Source organism: Streptomyces silvae (genome assembly GCF_016745505.1).
Taxonomy (GTDB): Bacteria; Actinomycetota; Actinomycetes; order Streptomycetales; family Streptomycetaceae; genus Streptomyces; species Streptomyces silvae.
Window position 1 is genome coordinate 36,928 of sequence record NZ_JAERUC010000003.1, and the last position, 16,354, is coordinate 53,281.

Here is a 16,354-nt window from a genome sequence, read left to right on the forward strand (position 1 = left end):
TCCGGCGCTTGAGGCTGGCTCTGCTGGCAGCAGGGGCGCTGGACGCCGAAATCAAGCCCGTCCGGCGCTTGAGGACGGAACCCTCACGCCGCCGGGGCGGAACCCTTCGCCCCGGGCGAGCCCGCCCCGGGCCAGGGGCAAGCCCCGCCCCGGGGCAGGAACAGGCCCCCGCTACGCCACCCCCGCCGGCGCCACCCCGTTCTTCGACGGCGCCGGAGACGACCCACCCGTGGGAGACGACCCACCCGTGAGCGACGACACCGTCATCCCCGCCAGCCCCAGCTCCTCCGCCGCCGCCAGCAGCTGCCGTACCTGCCCCGAGGCCGCCCCCGACGTCCCCCGCATCAGCTGCATCAGCAGCGCGGACACCGTCAGGTTCTGCACGTCCCCCGAGGACACCGACCCCAGCACCCGGGTCAGGTCGTCCGTGAAGGACGAGGAACCGTCCAGCCACGGCCCGGCGAGCGCCTGCGCGGTCTTCGAGTTCTCCACGAACCCGTCCACGCTCCGCCCCAGCGAGATCGACGAGACGAGCCGGTCGAAGAAGACCGAGTCCCCGCCGACGATGTCGATGTCCGCGTTCTCCAGACCCGTCGCCAGGATCGTCGCCTGTGCCTCGGCCACCTGCCGCTGCACGTCGAACTCCGCCAGCCGGATCTCCTTCTCCGCGGCCAGCCGCAGCCGGTACTCCTCGTGCCCGCGCGACGCCTCGTCGAGCGCGGCCATCGCCGCGGCCTTCTGGGTGAGCCCCTCCGCCTCGGCCTTCAGCTTCTCGCCGATCACCGCCGCGTCGGCGGTCGCCTGGGCCTGCGTACCCTCCGCGGTCGCCAGCGCCTTGAGGCGCGCGCCCTCCGCCTCGGCCCTGAGCCGTGCCTCGGTCGCCTGGGCCTCCGCCAGGCCGGCCTTCTCGGTGACCACGGCCTCCGCGTCCCGGACCTGGACCTCGGCCAGCCCCGCCGCGGCGGACTCGGCCTGGATGCCCTCCGCCAGCCGCAGCTTCGCCTGCGCGTCGAGGTCGGCCGTCTTCAGCCGGGCGTCCGCGAGCGTCAGCTGCTCGGCCGCCAGGTGGACCGCCGCCGCCTCCGCGGCCTCCGCCGCCTTGATGTCCTTGACCAGCTTCTCCTGCGCCTCCGCCTCGGCCGCGATGATCACGGACCTGCGGGTGCGCTCCGACTCCTCGACGGACCGCAGGGTCAGGATCGACTCCTCCTGCTCGGCGACCGTACGGTCCACCGCGATCCGCTCCCGGATGACGTCCGCCACCTCACGGCGCTCGGCCTCGACCTCCTTCGTCGCGGCGATCCGGTTCAGCTCGGTCTCGCGCTCGCGCCCGATGACCTCCAGCATCCGGTCCTTCTCGATGCGCTCGTTCTCCACCGCGATGACCCGCTCACGGTTCTTCTGCGCGACGGCGACCTCGCGTGCCTGGTTCTCCCGCTGGATGCCGAGCTGCTCCTCGGTACGGATGAACGCGCTCTGCGAGCCGAGCCGCTCCTCCTCCTGCACCCGGGCGGTGGCCGACTCCTCACGGGCCCGCAGCGTCTCGACCTCGCGGCGCTGCTTGATCTCCGCCTCGGCCTGCCGGCGCTCCAGCTCCAGGATGGTCTCGCGGGCGTCGACGTCCTGCCGGGTGATCTCCTTCTGCTCGGTGCGCTGGAACTCGTTGGTCCGTACGTGCTCGATCGCCGTCAGCTCGGTGATCTTCCGGATGCCCTGCGCGTCCAGGATGTTGGCCCCGTCGAGCTGGACCATCGGCGTCTGCTCGAGGAAGTCGATCGCGGCGTCGTCGAGGTGGTAGCCGTTCAGGTCGGTCCCGATGACCCGGATGATCCGGTCCCGGAACTCCTCGCGCTTGGTGTAGAGGTCGACGAAGTCGAGCTGCTTGCCAACGGTCTTGACCGCCTCCGAGAACTTCGCGACGAAGAACTCCTGGATGGCGACCTTGTCGCTCGCCCGCTCCGTGCCGATGGCCTGCGCCACCTTGATGACGTCCTCGACGGTCTTGTTGACCCGGACGAAGAACGTGATGTGGATGTCGGCCCGGATGTTGTCCTGGCAGATCAGGCCCTCACGCCCGGTACGGCGGATCTCGATGGTCTTCACCGAGATGTCCATCGTCTCGGCCTTGTGCAGCACCGGGAGGACGACCGCACCGGTGAAGGTGACGTCGACCTTCTTGGTCTTGGAGATGATCAGGGCCTTCCCCTGCTCGACCTTGCGGAAGAGACGGGTGATGACGAAGACCAGAGCGACGGTGATGAGCAGGACAACGGCGACGAGCACGCCGATGCCCCAGGAGATGGCATCCATGTCAGTCCTTGCGGCTGGTGATGACGTACGAAGAAGAAAAGGGGGCCCGGTCCGCACGACGGCGCGCGGAACCACGGGCCCGGGGCCCGGAGAAGACAGGGGGCGGGTCAGCCGGCCTTGCGCGGCAGCGGGCGCGGGGCGAGCGACGCGTCGTACGGCGAGACCCAGAAGAACTCGCCCTCGGCGTCGTACGCGTACAGCAGGCCCGTGCTGCCGGAGGTGAACACGTCACCGGGCGCGGACGTCCGGAGCGGCTGCCTGACCTGCACGATCGCGGTCGACCCGTCGGCGGCCGCGACCTCGGCCTGCCCGAAGTCGGCGCTGACGGATCCCGTACGGATCGTGCAGATCTGACCCACGAAGTCCTCGCGGGATGGAGGAGGTTCCGCGGGGAAGTACCGGCGGAATCGGCGTACGAGCATGCGGACCACCCCCCAGGCGATCAGGATCGCCCCCGCCAGGACGGCGAGGTGCAGTGCGGCCCGCAGGGTGCCGGTGGCTCCGCTGCGGAGCACCAGGACCGAGCCGGCCAGGCCGGTGAACCAGGCGACGACGACGAACAGCGACACCGACACGGAGACCGGCACCCCGCCGAAGCCGACCGCCTCGGAGTCGAGGTCGGCGTCGAAGGAGTCGGGTCCGGCCGCTCCCACCAGCACCAGCAGCCAGAAGCAGACGACCACCACCAGCGCGCCGCCGAAGACGACGGCCGGGAAGGCGACTGCCGCGGAAAAGAACTCGGTCATCCGGTCCACCCCCTGCGATGCCGTACGGTCCGGGAGACCGGGCGGTGGCAGGCGGGACGGGGGCACCGGTGCTGCGACACCGCGAACGGCCCCGCAGCAACCGGTTCCTTCCCCCGTGTCCCCCGTAACCCCCGTGATTCCCCCGTGTGTTGCTGGAACGATCCTGTCAGCAGGGGGTGTCCCGGCGCATTGCCGGAATCCGGCAGCCTTCACGGGACCACCCTGCCGGGCACCGGCACAGGTCTTCGCGCGTTGAGGAGGCGACAGTGCTGTTGACGTGTGGAGGAGTACGCAGTGACGGAGCCCGAGATTTCCGAGCGGTTCCTGGAGGGCTATGCGCAGATCCTGGCCGAGGTCGCGGAGACCGGCCGCCGGCTCACCCGCGACGAGCTGGAGACGCGGCGCACGCTCGGCCGCGAGGCGGCGGAGGCCGGACACCAGCTGCGCGCGCTGGTGCGGCGTCACCTCGCGGAGACCAGGGCCGCCTGGCCGCTCGCCGCATCGGGCGCGGCTGCCTCCGGCGCCGTGCTGGGCGCCGTGGAGCAGACCGTCGACGCGTTCGCGGAGGGCTTCGAGCGGGCGCAGCGCATCACCGTGCGCCGCGAGGAGGCGGCGCGGCGGGAGTTCATCGACGACCTGCTGTACGGGCGCAGCGACCTGGGCCGGCTCGCGGAGCGCGCCACCCGGTTCGGGCTGCGGCTCTCGCGGGCGCACGCCGTCGCGGTGGCGGCCGGACCGGAGGCCTACAGCGAGTCCGACGCGGTGCCCCGCAGCGTGGAGACGGCGCTGCTCTCCCGATTCAGCGGCCGGAAGATCCTCCTCACCACGAAGGACGGGCGCCTCGTCTGCATAGCCCCGGGCAGCCAGCCGGACGTCCTGCGGTACTTCGCGAAGCAGGCGCACGTCGCGACGGACGGCGGTCAGGTCGCCGTCGGCCGCCCGCACCGCGGTCCCGGCGGGGTGGTCCACTCGTACGACGAGGCGCTCGACGCCCTCGATCTGGCCCAGCGGATGAACCTCGACGACCCCGTGCTGTACGCCGCCGACCTGCTGGTCTACCCCGTGCTGACCAGGGACCGGCAGGCGATGGCCGATCTGGTGCGGAGCGAGCTCGGCCCGCTCAAGGAGGCGCGGGGCGGTGCGGAACCGCTGCTGAGGACGCTGTCCGTGTACTTCGACGCGGGCTGTGTCGCCGCCGAGACGGCCCGCCGGCTGTCGCTGAGCGTGCGTGCGCTGACGTACCGGCTGGAGCGGATACACCAGCTGACCGGCTCGGACCCCTCCGATCCGATGCACCGCTACACGCTGCAGACGGCGGTGATCGGTGCCCGGCTGCTGGACTGGCCCGCGAAGGAGCTCTGACGGGCCCGGTCCAGGGGTCCGCGAGGCGTACGGCCCGAGGGCCCGGGCCGTACGCGGCGGAGTTCTACAGGTCGAACTCGTGCGGGGGCAGGTCCAGCGCGAAGCACGCCTCGCGCACGACGGCCTGCTCCGACTTGTCGAAATCGCCGTCGGCGCCACCGATCACGATGCCGATCTGGATGACGGCGCGCGCCTCGGAGGGCTTCTTCTTCGCCTTGGCGATCTCCTGGAGGACGCTCACCTTGCCGAAGGCGAAGTCCGCGGTCAGCTTGTTGACGTAGTCGTTGAACCGGCGCTGGAGGTCGTCCGCAGGGAAGTTCTGCAGCACGTCGTTGGTGGCGATCAGCGAGGCGACGCGCTGCCGCTCGGACGGGTCGATGGAACCGTCCGCCGCGGAGACCAGGGCACACATGGCCATGCTCGCGTCCCGGAACGCCCCGCTCTTCAGGTCGTTCTTCTTCGCCTCCAGCTGCGTCTGCATCGTCGACGCGGATTCCTTGATCCGATCCCAAAGGGCCATGACGTCTCCATACGTTGCGTTGCCTGTGGTGCGGGAACCCAGCAAACTCTACAACTGTGTAGAAGAGCCGCGCGTGGCCGTCGGCAGCACGCAGGACGGCACACCCGTATCCGGCCACTCAGTAGGATGCGGCGGATGAACAGGCCCACAGGTACGGACGAGGGCGGCACCGGGGACGGCCGGCGGCTGCCCAGGCGCGGCCAGGGACAGCTGGAGTCCCAGGTCCTGACCGTGCTGCGGTCGGCGGGCGGCCCCGCGACGGCCGGCTGGGTGCAGGAGCACCTCGACGGCGACCTCGCCTACACCACCGTCATCACGATCCTCTCCCGCCTCTACGCGAAGAAGGCCGTGACCCGCAGCCGCCAGGGACGTTCCTACACCTGGACCCCGGCCTCCGACGAGGCGGGCCTCGCCGCGCTGCGGATGCGCCGCGTCCTGGACGGTGAACGCGACAGGGAGGCCGTCCTCGCCCGGTTCGTCTCCGCGCTGTCCCCCGGTGACGAGGCCAGGCTCCGCGCGCTGCTCTCCCGCGCGGCGGACGACCCCGGCGATCCCACCGCTCCAGAAGGCCGATAGTCATCGCGATGGGCGTCTTCGTCTACCTGCCACTCGTCCTGCCGCTGACCGCCCTGCCCATGGCGCGTCTCGCGGAACAGCATCTGCACCCCAGGAGCGCCACCCGGCTGCTGGCCGCCGTGGGGTCGACGCTGGCCCTGTGCAGCACCCTGTGCCTGGCCCTGCTCATGGTGGTCGGCACCGCCCAGCTCCCCGGCAACCCGCTGCCCGACGGCTGGTCGGACCCCGAGGTGCGCGCCGCCGTCCCGTACGAGGAGAAGGCGGGGCTGGTCGCCATCGGTGTGCTGGGTGCGGTGCTGGTGGCCTGCGGCGGCACGCTGCTGCGGCACGCCCGGACCAGGATCCGCGCCGCCCGTGCCCTGCCGGGGACCACCGGGCCCGGCGCCACGGGGGACCTCGCGCTGGTCCCGTCCCCCGACCCGTACGCGTACGCCCTTCCGGCGGGGCGGGGGCGGGGCGGCCGGATCGTCGTCTCCACCGCGATGATGGACTGCCTGGACGCCCGTGAGCGTGACGCGCTCGTTGCCCATGAGCGCGCGCACCTGACCGGACGGCACCACCGCTATCTGCTGGTGACGCAACTGGCGGCCCGCGCCAACCCGTTCCTCCTGCCCCTGCGCACGGCGGTCGCGTACAGCACCGAACGCTGGGCGGACGAGGAGGCGGCGGACGCCGTCGGGAGCCGCAGGGCCGTCGCCACGGCGGTCGGCAAGGCGGCCCTGTTCTCGCACCGCCCCCCGGGGCCCGCGGTGCTCCCCGCCCTCGCGGCGGAGGGCCCCGTGCCGCGCCGGGTGGCGGCGCTGTTGGACCCCGAACCCTCGGCCGGGCTCTGGCCCCCCGCCTCCGCGCACCTGGCCCTGGCGGCGGTGACCGCGACGGCGGGGACGGCGGCCTCGGCGCTGTCGTCGCTCAACGCGACGGTGACGCTCGTCGGGATACTCCACGCGGCCACCCCGCTCTGAACCGCTGCCGGCGGGCCGTCGTCCGGACCCCGCCGACGGCCGGTCGTCCGGACCGCTGCCGGCCGGCGTCAGTCGGAGTCGCGCCCGGCGTGCTCCGGCGTGAGGTCGTCGTGCGACGGCATCGGCTGCTCGGCCGCGACGGCCGGCTTCGACCGCTTGCCGGCCAGCACGGCCTGGAGCTTGGAGGCGACCGGTTCCGTCCACCGGGCGGTGAGCGGTCCGACGATCACCAGGATCAGCACGTACGCGGTCGCGATGGGCCCGATCCGCGGCTCCGTCGCCACGGCCAGACCGGCGATGACGATCGAGAACTCCCCACGCGCGACGAGCGTGCCGCCCGCGCGCCAGCGGCCGCGGGGACCGATCCCGGCCCGCCGGGACGCGTACCAGCCGGTGCCGATCTTCGTGAAGACGGTGACGATCGCCAGCAGCGCCGCGGGAAGCAGCACGGGCGGGATCTCGGCCGGGTCGGTGGACAGCCCGAAGAACACGAAGAAGACGGCGGCGAACAGGTCCCGCAGCGGCGTCAGGAGCTTGCGCGCACCCTCGGCGACCTCGCCGGACAGGGCGATGCCCACGAGGAAGGCGCCGACGGCCGCGGAGACCTGGAGCTGCTGGGCCACCCCGGCCACCAGGACGGTGAGCCCGAGGACGACGAGCAGCAGCATCTCCGGGTTGTCGGAGGACACCGCGCGGCTGATGAGCCGGCCGTGACGCAGCGCGAGGTACAGCACGAACCCGACGGTCCCGAGCGCGATCAGCAGCGCGATGCTGCCGCCCGCCAGACCGACACCGGCCAGCATCGCGGTGAGCAGCGGCAGATAGACGGCCATGGCCAGGTCCTCGATGACGAGGACACCGAGGATGACGGGCGTCTCGCGGTTACCGAGCCGGCCCATGTCGGTCATCACCTTGGCGATCACGCCCGACGACGAGATCCAGGTGACGCCGGCCAGAGCGACGGCTCCCACGGGCCCCCACCCGAGCATCAGACCGGCTGCCGCGCCGGGCGTCGCGTTGAGCACGAAGTCGACGGCCCCGGACGGGTACTGCGTCTTGAGACTGGTGACGAGCTCCGAGGCGCTGTACTCCAGGCCGAGCAGGAGCAGCAGCAGGATGACGCCGATCTCCGCCCCGATGGCGGTGAACTCCTCGCTGGCGCCGAGCGGCAGCAGGCCGCCCTCACCGAACGCGAGTCCCGCCAGCAGGTAGAGCGGGATCGGGGAGAGCCCTATCCGTCCGGCGAATCTTCCGATGATGCCGAGCCCCAGAATGACGGCGCCCAGCTCCACCAGCAGTGCTGTCGTGTCGTGCATGGTCAGCCCTCCGCGATGATCTCGGAGAGCGCGTCCACGCCCTCACGCGTTCCTACGGCGACGATCGTGTCGCCGATGGCCAGCCGGAAGTCCGGCCCCGGTGACGGATGCGCGCTGTGCGTGCGCAGCACCGCCACGATCGACGCCCCGGTCCGCGTCCGCGCCCGGGTGTCCCCGAGCAGCCGGCCGCCGTACGGGGAGCGGGTCCCGAGCGGGATGTGCTCGGTGACCAGGTCGATGCCCTCGGTCCGTACGGCGTCGATCGGCGCCGCGTCGATGAGATGCGCGAGCCCCGTCGCCTCGGTGGTCGTCAGAGGTACGGACAGGACGCACGAATCAGGGTCGTCCTTCTCGTAGAACCCGAGGAACCGCCGGCCGTCGTGGTGGACGACCACGGAGATGTGCTGCCCCGACTCGGTGGTGTAGTCGTACTGGACGCCGACTCCGGGCAGCGATGTGCGGTGGGTTCCCATGGTTTCCTCCCGAGGTGCGCGCGGTGACGGAGCGGCGCTTTTGATCATCTCTTTAGCTGCCTATTACCTTAACCGGAGCCGTGGACCGGCCGTCGGGACGCGGAAATCAGCTCCCGGCGGGACCGTGCCCGGCGGCTCCGGGAGACGCGGACATGGGCGTGCCCGGCCGGTGAGCCGGCCGGGCACCTGAGGCCGTGCGACGGATCACTCCGTGACAGGTCAGCCCTTGATCTGGATCTCCTCGCCGTTGGCCGAGGGGGAGGGGACCGCCGGTGCGGACTCCGTGGCCTCCGCCTTGCCCTGAAGGTTGCGGAGCAGCGCGGCCAGGTCGACGCCGGTGGTGGAGTTGAGGAGCTCCACGCCCTGGGCCACGTTGTCGGCGACCGTGCGGGACAGCTGGCTCGCGCCGTCCGTCGAGATGACCGTCAGCTTGTCGATGGCGCTGAGCGGCTCGGACGCCTTGGCGACGACCTGCGGCAGCACCTCGACCAGCATCTGGAGGACGGCCGCGTCGCCGTACTGCTTGAACGCGTCGGCCTTCTTCTGCATGGCCTCGGCCTCGGCGGCGCCCTTCGCGGCGATGGCGGCGGCCTCGGACTCACCCTCGATGCGTACGGCGTCGGCGAGGGCGGAGCGGTGGAGCTTCTCACCCTGACCGGTGAGGCGGGAGCGCTCCGCGTCGGCCTCGGCCTCCTTGACCTGGGCGATCCTGCGGGCCTCGGCCTCCTGCTCCGCCTGGTAGCGGGCGGCGTCCGCGGGCTTACGGACCTTGGTGTCGAGCTCACGGTCCGTCAGGGCGGCCTGGCGCTCGGCGACCTTCTCCTGCTCGCTGAGCACCTCCTGCTGACGGGCGGCCTCGGCGAGCGGACCGGCGGCGTTGGCCTTGGCCGCGGCGGCCTCGGTCTCGGCCTTGATCTCGGCCTGCTTGAGGTAGAAGGTCCGCTCGGCGATGGCGATCTCCTCGGCCGCCTTCAGCCGGGCCTGCTCCGAGGCGCGCCGGGCGATGGCCTCGGCGATGTCGGCCTCCTGCTTGGCGCGGGCGGCCTCCGGGCGGCCGAGGTCCTCCAGGTAGGAGCCCTCGGTGGTGATGTCCTGGATCTGGAAGGCGTCCAGGATGAGGCCCTGGCCGGAGAGGCTGGCCTCGGCCTCCTCGGCGACCTGCCCGGCGAACGCGGCGCGGTCGCGGATGATGTCCTCGACGGACATGCGGCCGACGATGGCGCGGAGCGCTCCGGAGAGCACTTCCTGGGTGAAGCCGACGATGCCGTTCTGCTGCTGGAGGAAGCGCTGGGCCGCGGCCCGGATCGCGTCCTCGCTGCCGCCGACCTTGACGATCGCGACGCCTTCGAGGTTGGACTTCACCCCGCGCAGGGTGACGGCGCCGCGCACCGCGACCGGGATGTGCCGGCTGGAGAGGTCCAGGGTGAACTTCTGCTGGACGAACGGCACGACGAAGACGCCGCCGCCGACGACGACCTTCTGGCCGCTGTTGTCGATGCTGGTGCGGCCGGTCACCGGATCGGTGGACTTCTTGCCGCGGCGTCCCGTGATGATGAAGGCCTGGCTGGGCCCCGCGACCTTGTAACGGGTGATCACGGCGAGGGCCAGGAGTACGAGAAGTACGACAATGCCGATGATGGCGATCACTACTGGACTCATGAGAGGTGTCCCCCTTGCCCTCCCGAAGGGACGGCAGTGTGTTCGGTTGTACGGGTGTCGGACAGGCGTAGGGCTCGGTGGTGGTCAGCGCTCGACGGGGCGGACCGTGACCGAGGTGGTCGAGAGGGTGGCCTCCACCCAGATCTCGGCGCCGCGTTCGACCGGGACGGCGCTCTTCGCGGAGAACTTCACGGTCTGACCCGCGAGTCGCAGCAGGACCTCGCCGTACCCGTCGGCCGGGATCGGGGTGACCACCGACCCCGAGGTGCCGACGAGGTCGTCGCCACGCGGTGTGGCCGTGGTCTGGTCCCGCATCAGGGCCTTGCTGAACTTCCAGGTCAGCCAGGCCGCGACGACGCCCGCCACCGCACCGGCCGTGAGGGCCAGGGGGACGCCGGCCCCGGTGGTGCCGAGGACGATCGCTCCCCCGAAGCCGAGCATCGACAGGAAGCCGGCGATGACCGGCAGGGAGAGCAGGCCGTCGAAGAAGCCGTTCAGCAGCCCGCCGAGCGCGTCGCCGAGGAGTCCTTCGAGGATCCCGTCGAAGATCAGGGAGAGGACGAGAAGTGCGATTCCCGCAATGCCGAGACCAAGGAAAACGGTCACGTGATCACTCCCCCGTTGTTCGCTGTCCCCCGAAAAGTCTCCGTCGAACTGGCTGAATGGTCCCATAGGGGACCATGCCGTGGCACTGCCGGAGTCCGGCAGTTTCTACGGAGTTCCGATGCCGGAAAGCTGCTGGGCGAGCGTGTCGAGCGACTGGAAGGTGGCACCGAGCAGCGCGACGTGCTTCCACCGCAGGACACCGTCCGGACCGATCAGGAAGACGGAACGGCGTACTCCGATGCCGGGGGCGGCGACCCCGTAGGCCCGGGCGGTCTCCCGGGCCGTGTCGGCGAGCAGGGGCATGCGCAGGCCGTGGCCACGGGCGAAGGACTCATGGCTGTCCACACCCTGTGGACTGATTCCCCAGACCTCGGCGTCGAGGCCCTCGAAGGTCTCCAGGCCGGAGGAGTAGGAGCAGAGCTGCTTGGTGCAGACGGCGGTGTTGTCGCCGGGGTAGAAGGCGAGGACGACGGCCCGTCCGCGCGCGGCGGAGAGCGTGTAGTCGCGCCGGGCGAAGTCGTCGTCGGTGAGGACGCCTCCGGGGAGGGTGAAGTCCGGTGCGGGCAGGCCGGTTCGGGGTCCTGACGCCATGTCGGGGGCTCCTTGGGTCGCGTACGGGAAGGGTTCGTGCGCCCTACAGTGAACGGCACTTTCCACGCATCCGTACGTTCGACCCATCCGCCCGCCCTCCGGCACCGAACATGAGGTGTGGGCGGGCGCGGGCCCCGCACCCGATCGGGAGGTACGTGTGGCCGGAAGACCGCCGTCGGCAGCGGTGCTCATCCTCCACGGCGGTTACGAGACGGGCATGGCGGCACCGGCACCGGGCGCGCTCAACCTGCCCGGCCTGCGCATGCTGCCGGTCGCGCGCGTGGTGGCCCGTGCGGTGCGCGGGGACTCCGGGGTGCGCGTGCAGCGCGTCCGCTACACGCACCGGGGCTGGAACGGCTCCCGCGAGGACCCGCTGCACGACGCCTTACGGGTGCTGGACGACCTGCGGCGCGAGGCGGGCGACATCCCCGTGGTCCTCCTCGGCCACTCCATGGGCGCCCGCGCCGCACTCCACGCCGCCGGGCACCCGCTGGTCCGCTCCGTGGTGGGCCTCGCCCCCTGGTGCCCGCCCGGCGACCCGGTGACGCAGCTCGCGGGCCGCGACGTCGTCCTGCTGCACAGCACCCGGGACCGGGTGACGAGCCCCCTCGCGTCCCAGTCGCTCACGGCCAGGGCCCGCCGGGCGGGGGCCCGGACCTGCCTGGTGACGATCCCGGGCAGCGACCACGCGATGATCCGCAGGGCCCCGGCCTGGCACCACCTCGCCGGCCTGCTGGTGACGGGGCTGCTGGGGCTGGCCCCGGTCCCGAAGCGGGTCGAGGCGGCGTTCGGGCTGCCCCCGGAGGCAGCCGCGTCCGAGGGGACCCTGTCCCTGGACGGACTCGACGCCGGAGGGCCGGGCCTGCGGAGATGCGGGGCGCTGCGGGGCGTCGGACGATGAGGGGCCGGGTGCGCGTCGGCCCGTGAGGGCCGACCCGCCCCGCACCGCCGGGCACGACCCCTCTGGAGGCTCCGTTGCAGGCCGAAGAGCACGCCGATCCGTCCTACGCCGACGTGACGGCGCTGGACACGCTGATCGGCAGAAGCCCGGCCGGGGTGGCGGTCCTCGACACGGAGCTGCGCTACGTCTACGTGAACCCGGCACTCGAACGGCTCAACGGCGTGACGGCCGCCGCGCATCTGGGCAGACGCGTCGGCGAGGTGCTGCCGGACATGAACGTACGGACGGACGTCATGCGCCAGGTACTCGCCGACGGCAAACCCCGGGAGATGACCACCAGCGGGCAGACCCGGGTGGACTCCGTCATCGAGCGGCGGTACTGGCGGGTGGCCCTCCACCGGTTCGAGGAGGACGGTGCGGTGCGCGGGCTGATCGCGCTCGCCCAGGAGGTCACCGGCACCGAGAGCGAGCGGGAGGAGCTGCGGCGCGCCAGGAGCTATCTGACGCTCCTCGACCAGGCCACCGTCAGCATCGGCACCACGCTGGACGTGGAGACCACCTGCCAGGAACTCGCGGACTTCGTGGTCCCGGAGATGGCCGACGTCGCCGTCGTCGAGCTGATGCCGGACGCCGACGGGCCCGCCCGGCGGGAGCCGCCGCCCGGGGTGCTGCGGCTGCGGAGGGCCGGGGTGGCCTCCGTCCCGGAACTCGCCGACGAGCTCTCCCGGTTCGGCGGGCCGGGTACGGACGTCGACTACCAGGAGGACGCGGCCGTGACACGCTGCCTGGCCGCCGACGGTCCGGTGATCGAGAACCTCGTCGGCGGCGAGGGCCTCAACCGCAACCGGTCGGGGCCCTCGCCCGAGCGGGCCGCCGCCTACCGCGCCCTAGGTCTGCACTCCGCCGTCGTCGTGCCGCTCACCACGCGCGGACGGCCGCTGGGGGCGCTCAGCCTCGTACGGGCCGGGGACTCGCCGCCCTTCACGGAGGGCCTGGACGTGGTCGTGGCCCGCACGCTCGCGGGCCGCGCCGCCGTCGACGTGGACCATGCCCACCGCTACACGCACGAGCACCGCGTCGCCCGGGAGCTCCAGCGCTCCCTGCTCTCCGAGCCGCGCGTGCCGAACCCGGGCATCGAGATCGCGTCGCTCTACCTCCCGGCGGGCGAGGGGGCGCTGGTGGGCGGCGACTGGTTCGACGCCATTCCGCTGCGCGGCGGCCGCCACATCAAGGTGATGGGCGATGTCATGGGGCACGGCGTGGACGCCGCCGTCGCCATGAGCAACTACCGCTCGATGCTCCGCGTGATGGCCGACGACGAGCATCCGCCGCACCGCATCCTGGAGCGGCTCGACCGGGCGATCGGGCAGTCGGGCCTCGACCGGGCGGCGACGTGCCTGATCGCCGTCGTCGACCGGAAGGAGGGGACCTGCGAGGTGGCCAGCGCGGGACATCCGCCGCCCGTGTTCATCGACCCGGGGGCGCCCGAGGCGCGGGTGGCGCGCGTGCCCGTCGGGCCGCCCCTGGGCACGGGCTTCGGCGGGTACCGGACGACGGTGCTGCCGTGCGCTCCCGGGACGGTGCTCTTCATGTACACCGACGGCCTGGTGGAGCGCCGGGGCGAGGACATCGACGTGTCGATCGAGCGGCTCAGGCAGCTCAAGCTCCCGCCGGGCGGACGGCTGGAGGACCTGCTGGCGGAGGTCGTCGACCGGTTCGCGGACGCGGCCGAGGACGACATCGCGGTGCTCGTCTCGCGGAGCCGGGGCTACTGAACGCTCCTGCGGCGCCGGGGCGTTGTCGGTGGCCGGTGCGAGGATGCACGGCATGGGACCTCTGCTCCTCACCGACATCGAAGCCGCCGTCCGCAGCAGCTGGGGCGCGGACACCACCACGCCCGCGCACCGGGCGGACTGGGATCCGGCGAATCCGGCCCGTGACCAGTGCGGGGTGACCGCGCTCGTGGTACACGACCTGCTGGGCGGCGAGCTGATCAGGGGCGAGGTGCTGGTCGACGGCGAGCGCGTCGATTTCCACTGGTGGAACAGGCTGGGCGAGGCCACGGAGATCGACCTGACCCGCGAGCAGTTCGGCCCGCACGAGACCGTGACCGTGGGCGTGGCCGTCGAGCGCCCGGCGGAGATCGTCCGGCTCCGCGAGGAGTACGAGCTGCTGAGCGCCCGGGTCGGGGAGACGCTGCGGGACCGGCTCAGCCGGCGTGCCGGGAGCGCCCTCGCAGCCGGCGCAGGACGATCAGGGCCGACGTCACCAGGGGCATGAGACCCGCCAGGGTGTTCGCGGTGGTGAGCTTGTCCTGCGTGCCTCTGGCCCGGCGCATCTGCTTGACGGTGCGGACGACGGCGAGCGCGCTGCTGCCCAGGCTCAGGAGCAGGCCGATCTTCGAGTTCGCGGGCTTCCTCGGCATCTGCGTGCCTCCCGACATCGCTGCACGGCCCCTCGGTCCACGTAACCGGCTGCGGGGCGGGTCCGCAATCGGGGGCCGTCCGGGTCACCGGGCAAGGCGGGTCCGGGCGTCCGGCCCGGGCCTCGGGCGCGTCCGGTCCGGGCTCAGGCGAAGAGGAAGCCGGCCGCCGTGGCGGCGCCCACGGCCGCTCCCGCCACCGTCTGGGCCACCGAGTGGTAGCGCAGCGCCACCCGCGACCAGCACACGGCGACGGCCGGGACGGCCGCGCACAGCCACCACGGGGAGTGGGCGACGCTGAGCAGGGCCACCACGGATGAGGCGACCGCCGAGTCGACGGAGATCTTCCAGACCGTGTTGACGGCCAGCAGCACCGTCGTCATGACCCACAGGGAGATCATCGCGATCAGGATGCCGAGGGGTGCGTGTCCCAGGACCATGATCAGCGCGCCGGTGCCGAGCGAGCCCAGGATCACCAGGAAGATCGGTGCCCGCTGGGTCCGGTCCACGACGTGCCGGTCGCCCCAGGTGCCGCGTCCGCGCTCCCACTCGATGTAGCCGGCGGGGATCAGCCCGGCGCAGAGGGCGCCGAGGAAGCCCCAGGGGAGCCCGGTCCAGTCACCGGCCGAGGCCAGTCCGACGGCGAGCATCCCGAAGAGCAGCACATTGCGGGGCTGCAGGACGTCCGTGACCGTGCGGGCCACCGTCGTCGTGAGGTCCGAGGTGGTGTCCGTGCTGCTCATGGTGGGTGCTCCGGTCCGCGCGGGCCGCGCGGATACCGGCGGCCGCGCGTGAAGTAGCCCTTCACGACGGGGGATGCGTGAAGGGCTACCCGTGCAGTATGACCGTTCGCCGGTCTGCCGACAACTGACCGGTCGGTCAGCCCTGTTGGGGGTGTTCGCACGGCTACGGAGGGCTCCCGCCCGGCACCTTCCCTCGCGGGCCGCACCCGGTGCACGCCGGGGACGGCGGAAACCTGTTCCGGTGGCAATAGACATGACCTACCCGTACGCCTAGGGTTTCTTGTGCAGCCAGGCCATATCAGAGGTCAGGTGCGCAGCAGAAGAGGTGCAGATGACCCCGGAATCCCCGTCGCATGCCACGGACCGTCTCGACGACGACGACTACCCCGCGTACACGATGGGGCGGGCCGCCGAGATGATCGGTGCGACGCCAGGCTTCCTCAGGGCCATCGGCGAGGCCCGCCTGATCACGCCGCTGCGCTCCGAGGGGGGCCACCGGCGCTACTCGCGTTACCAGCTGCGCATCGCGGCCCGCGCCCGCGAGCTGGTGGACGCCGGCACACCGATCGAGGCCGCCTGTCGCATCGTCATCCTGGAGGACCAGCTCGAGGAGGCCCTGCGCCTCAACGAGCAGTTGCGGCGGCCCGCCGCGGGCCGGAGCGGCGGCGATTCCTGACCGGCGCACGGGTGCATATCTGTTTCCGTCGGCACAGAAATACGCGCAATGTGCGGTGAGGGTATATGCCGTACGCGGCGGAGTGATGGCGTAGTGATATGGCGTACAGCTCACTTGTGCCCGAATCGTGCTACTGTTGATCTCAGTTGCAGTTGTGGTTCCCAAAACTTCAAGTGCACTCACCGTTTTCACTCCGGTGGGCGCGCTTTTGTATTTCCGGTCTCTTCCGGACGGGGCAATCATTTGCGGCGACGTAGGGCTCGCACAGTGTGGGCCCACGGGCAACGCCCCGAAGGAGATATGACATGGCTACTGGCACCGTGAAGTGGTTCAACGCCGAAAAGGGTTTCGGTTTCATCGAGCAGGAGGGTGGCGGCGCTGACGTCTTCGCCCACTACTCGAACATCGCCGCCCAGGGCTTCCGCGAGCTGCAGGAAGGCCAGAAGGTGAACTTCGACGTCACGCAGGGCCAGAAGGGCCCGCAGGCGGAG

The 16,354-nt window shown here is 71.8% G+C and carries 18 protein-coding genes; 8 read left to right on the forward strand and 10 right to left on the reverse strand.

Annotation, left to right across the window (positions count from 1 at the left end):
• Nucleotides 1-171: 171 nt before the first annotated feature.
• Complete coding sequence (locus JKV81_RS00215) at nt 172-2,310, reverse strand: flotillin family protein (RefSeq protein WP_202074663.1); 2,139 nt, start codon at nt 2,308-2,310, stop codon at nt 172-174.
• Between the two features lie 107 nt (nt 2,311-2,417).
• Nucleotides 2,418-3,056 (reverse strand): hypothetical protein, encoded by a 639-nt coding sequence (locus tag JKV81_RS00220; protein ID WP_124277812.1) that lies wholly within the window; start codon nt 3,054-3,056, stop codon nt 2,418-2,420.
• Nucleotides 3,057-3,350: 294 nt separating this feature from the next.
• Here JKV81_RS00220 and JKV81_RS00225 point away from each other — a divergent pair, with 294 nt between their 5' ends.
• Entirely contained in the window at nt 3,351-4,418 is a 1,068-nt protein-coding gene (locus JKV81_RS00225; RefSeq protein ID WP_202074664.1) for a PucR family transcriptional regulator, read from the forward strand.
• Nucleotides 4,419-4,482: 64 nt separating this feature from the next.
• Here JKV81_RS00225 and JKV81_RS00230 read toward each other — a convergent pair whose 3' ends face one another.
• Complete coding sequence (locus tag JKV81_RS00230) at nt 4,483-4,938, reverse strand: tellurite resistance TerB family protein (RefSeq protein WP_202074665.1); 456 nt, start codon at nt 4,936-4,938, stop codon at nt 4,483-4,485.
• A gap of 135 nt (nt 4,939-5,073) precedes the next feature.
• Between JKV81_RS00230 and JKV81_RS00235 the strand changes: the two genes are divergently transcribed.
• Nucleotides 5,074-5,514, forward strand: a complete 441-nt coding sequence (locus JKV81_RS00235; protein WP_202074666.1) for a BlaI/MecI/CopY family transcriptional regulator — start codon at nt 5,074-5,076, stop codon at nt 5,512-5,514.
• Between the two features lie 8 nt (nt 5,515-5,522).
• Nucleotides 5,523-6,476, forward strand: coding sequence for a M56 family metallopeptidase (locus tag JKV81_RS00240; protein WP_202074667.1), 954 nt, complete (start codon nt 5,523-5,525; stop codon nt 6,474-6,476).
• Between the two features lie 68 nt (nt 6,477-6,544).
• Here JKV81_RS00240 and JKV81_RS00245 read toward each other — a convergent pair whose 3' ends face one another.
• From JKV81_RS00245 to JKV81_RS00265, 5 genes are all read right to left on the reverse strand, one after another.
• The gene (locus JKV81_RS00245) at nt 6,545-7,792 is read right to left on the reverse strand and encodes a cation:proton antiporter (RefSeq protein WP_099173373.1); all 1,248 of its coding nucleotides are present in this window, start codon (nt 7,790-7,792) and stop codon (nt 6,545-6,547) included.
• A gap of 2 nt (nt 7,793-7,794) precedes the next feature.
• Complete coding sequence (locus JKV81_RS00250; RefSeq protein ID WP_099173374.1) at nt 7,795-8,265, reverse strand: cation:proton antiporter regulatory subunit; 471 nt, start codon at nt 8,263-8,265, stop codon at nt 7,795-7,797.
• Nucleotides 8,266-8,484: 219 nt separating this feature from the next.
• Nucleotides 8,485-9,924 carry a flotillin family protein gene (locus JKV81_RS00255; protein WP_124277808.1) on the reverse strand — a complete coding sequence of 480 codons (1,440 nt, stop codon included), beginning with the start codon at nt 9,922-9,924 and terminating at the stop codon, nt 8,485-8,487.
• A gap of 84 nt (nt 9,925-10,008) precedes the next feature.
• Complete coding sequence (locus JKV81_RS00260; RefSeq protein ID WP_202074668.1) at nt 10,009-10,530, reverse strand: NfeD C-terminal domain-containing protein; 522 nt, start codon at nt 10,528-10,530, stop codon at nt 10,009-10,011.
• Nucleotides 10,531-10,635: 105 nt separating this feature from the next.
• Nucleotides 10,636-11,121 (reverse strand): peroxiredoxin, encoded by a 486-nt coding sequence (locus JKV81_RS00265; RefSeq protein WP_147982784.1) that lies wholly within the window; start codon nt 11,119-11,121, stop codon nt 10,636-10,638.
• 157 nt (nt 11,122-11,278) lie between these two features.
• On the opposite strand from JKV81_RS00265, the gene JKV81_RS00270 reads away from it, so the two are divergent.
• The 3 genes from JKV81_RS00270 (at nt 11,279) to JKV81_RS00280 (ending at nt 14,302) form a co-directional block, all read left to right on the forward strand.
• Nucleotides 11,279-12,022: an alpha/beta hydrolase gene (locus tag JKV81_RS00270; protein ID WP_202074669.1), complete on the forward strand. Its 744-nt coding sequence runs from the start codon at nt 11,279-11,281 to the stop codon at nt 12,020-12,022.
• 74 nt (nt 12,023-12,096) lie between these two features.
• Complete coding sequence (locus JKV81_RS00275) at nt 12,097-13,797, forward strand: SpoIIE family protein phosphatase (protein ID WP_202074670.1); 1,701 nt, start codon at nt 12,097-12,099, stop codon at nt 13,795-13,797.
• Nucleotides 13,798-13,849: 52 nt separating this feature from the next.
• Nucleotides 13,850-14,302, forward strand: a complete 453-nt coding sequence (locus tag JKV81_RS00280; RefSeq protein WP_202074671.1) for a YunG family protein — start codon at nt 13,850-13,852, stop codon at nt 14,300-14,302.
• Here JKV81_RS00280 and JKV81_RS00285 read toward each other — a convergent pair.
• Entirely contained in the window at nt 14,232-14,447 is a 216-nt protein-coding gene (locus tag JKV81_RS00285) for a hypothetical protein (protein WP_202074672.1), read from the reverse strand. The two genes, JKV81_RS00280 and JKV81_RS00285, sit on opposite strands and share 71 nt — an antisense overlap.
• Before the next feature lie 143 nt (nt 14,448-14,590).
• The gene (locus tag JKV81_RS00290; RefSeq protein ID WP_129264521.1) at nt 14,591-15,187 is read right to left on the reverse strand and encodes a hypothetical protein; all 597 of its coding nucleotides are present in this window, start codon (nt 15,185-15,187) and stop codon (nt 14,591-14,593) included.
• Nucleotides 15,188-15,518: 331 nt separating this feature from the next.
• Here JKV81_RS00290 and JKV81_RS00295 point away from each other — a divergent pair, with 331 nt between their 5' ends.
• Together JKV81_RS00295 and JKV81_RS00300 are read left to right on the forward strand one after the other, a co-directional pair.
• Nucleotides 15,519-15,863 (forward strand): MerR family transcriptional regulator, encoded by a 345-nt coding sequence (locus tag JKV81_RS00295; protein WP_202074673.1) that lies wholly within the window; start codon nt 15,519-15,521, stop codon nt 15,861-15,863.
• Between the two features lie 305 nt (nt 15,864-16,168).
• Nucleotides 16,169-16,354: cold-shock protein (locus JKV81_RS00300; RefSeq protein ID WP_202074674.1), on the forward strand; the 186-nt coding region annotated here is incomplete at its 3' end.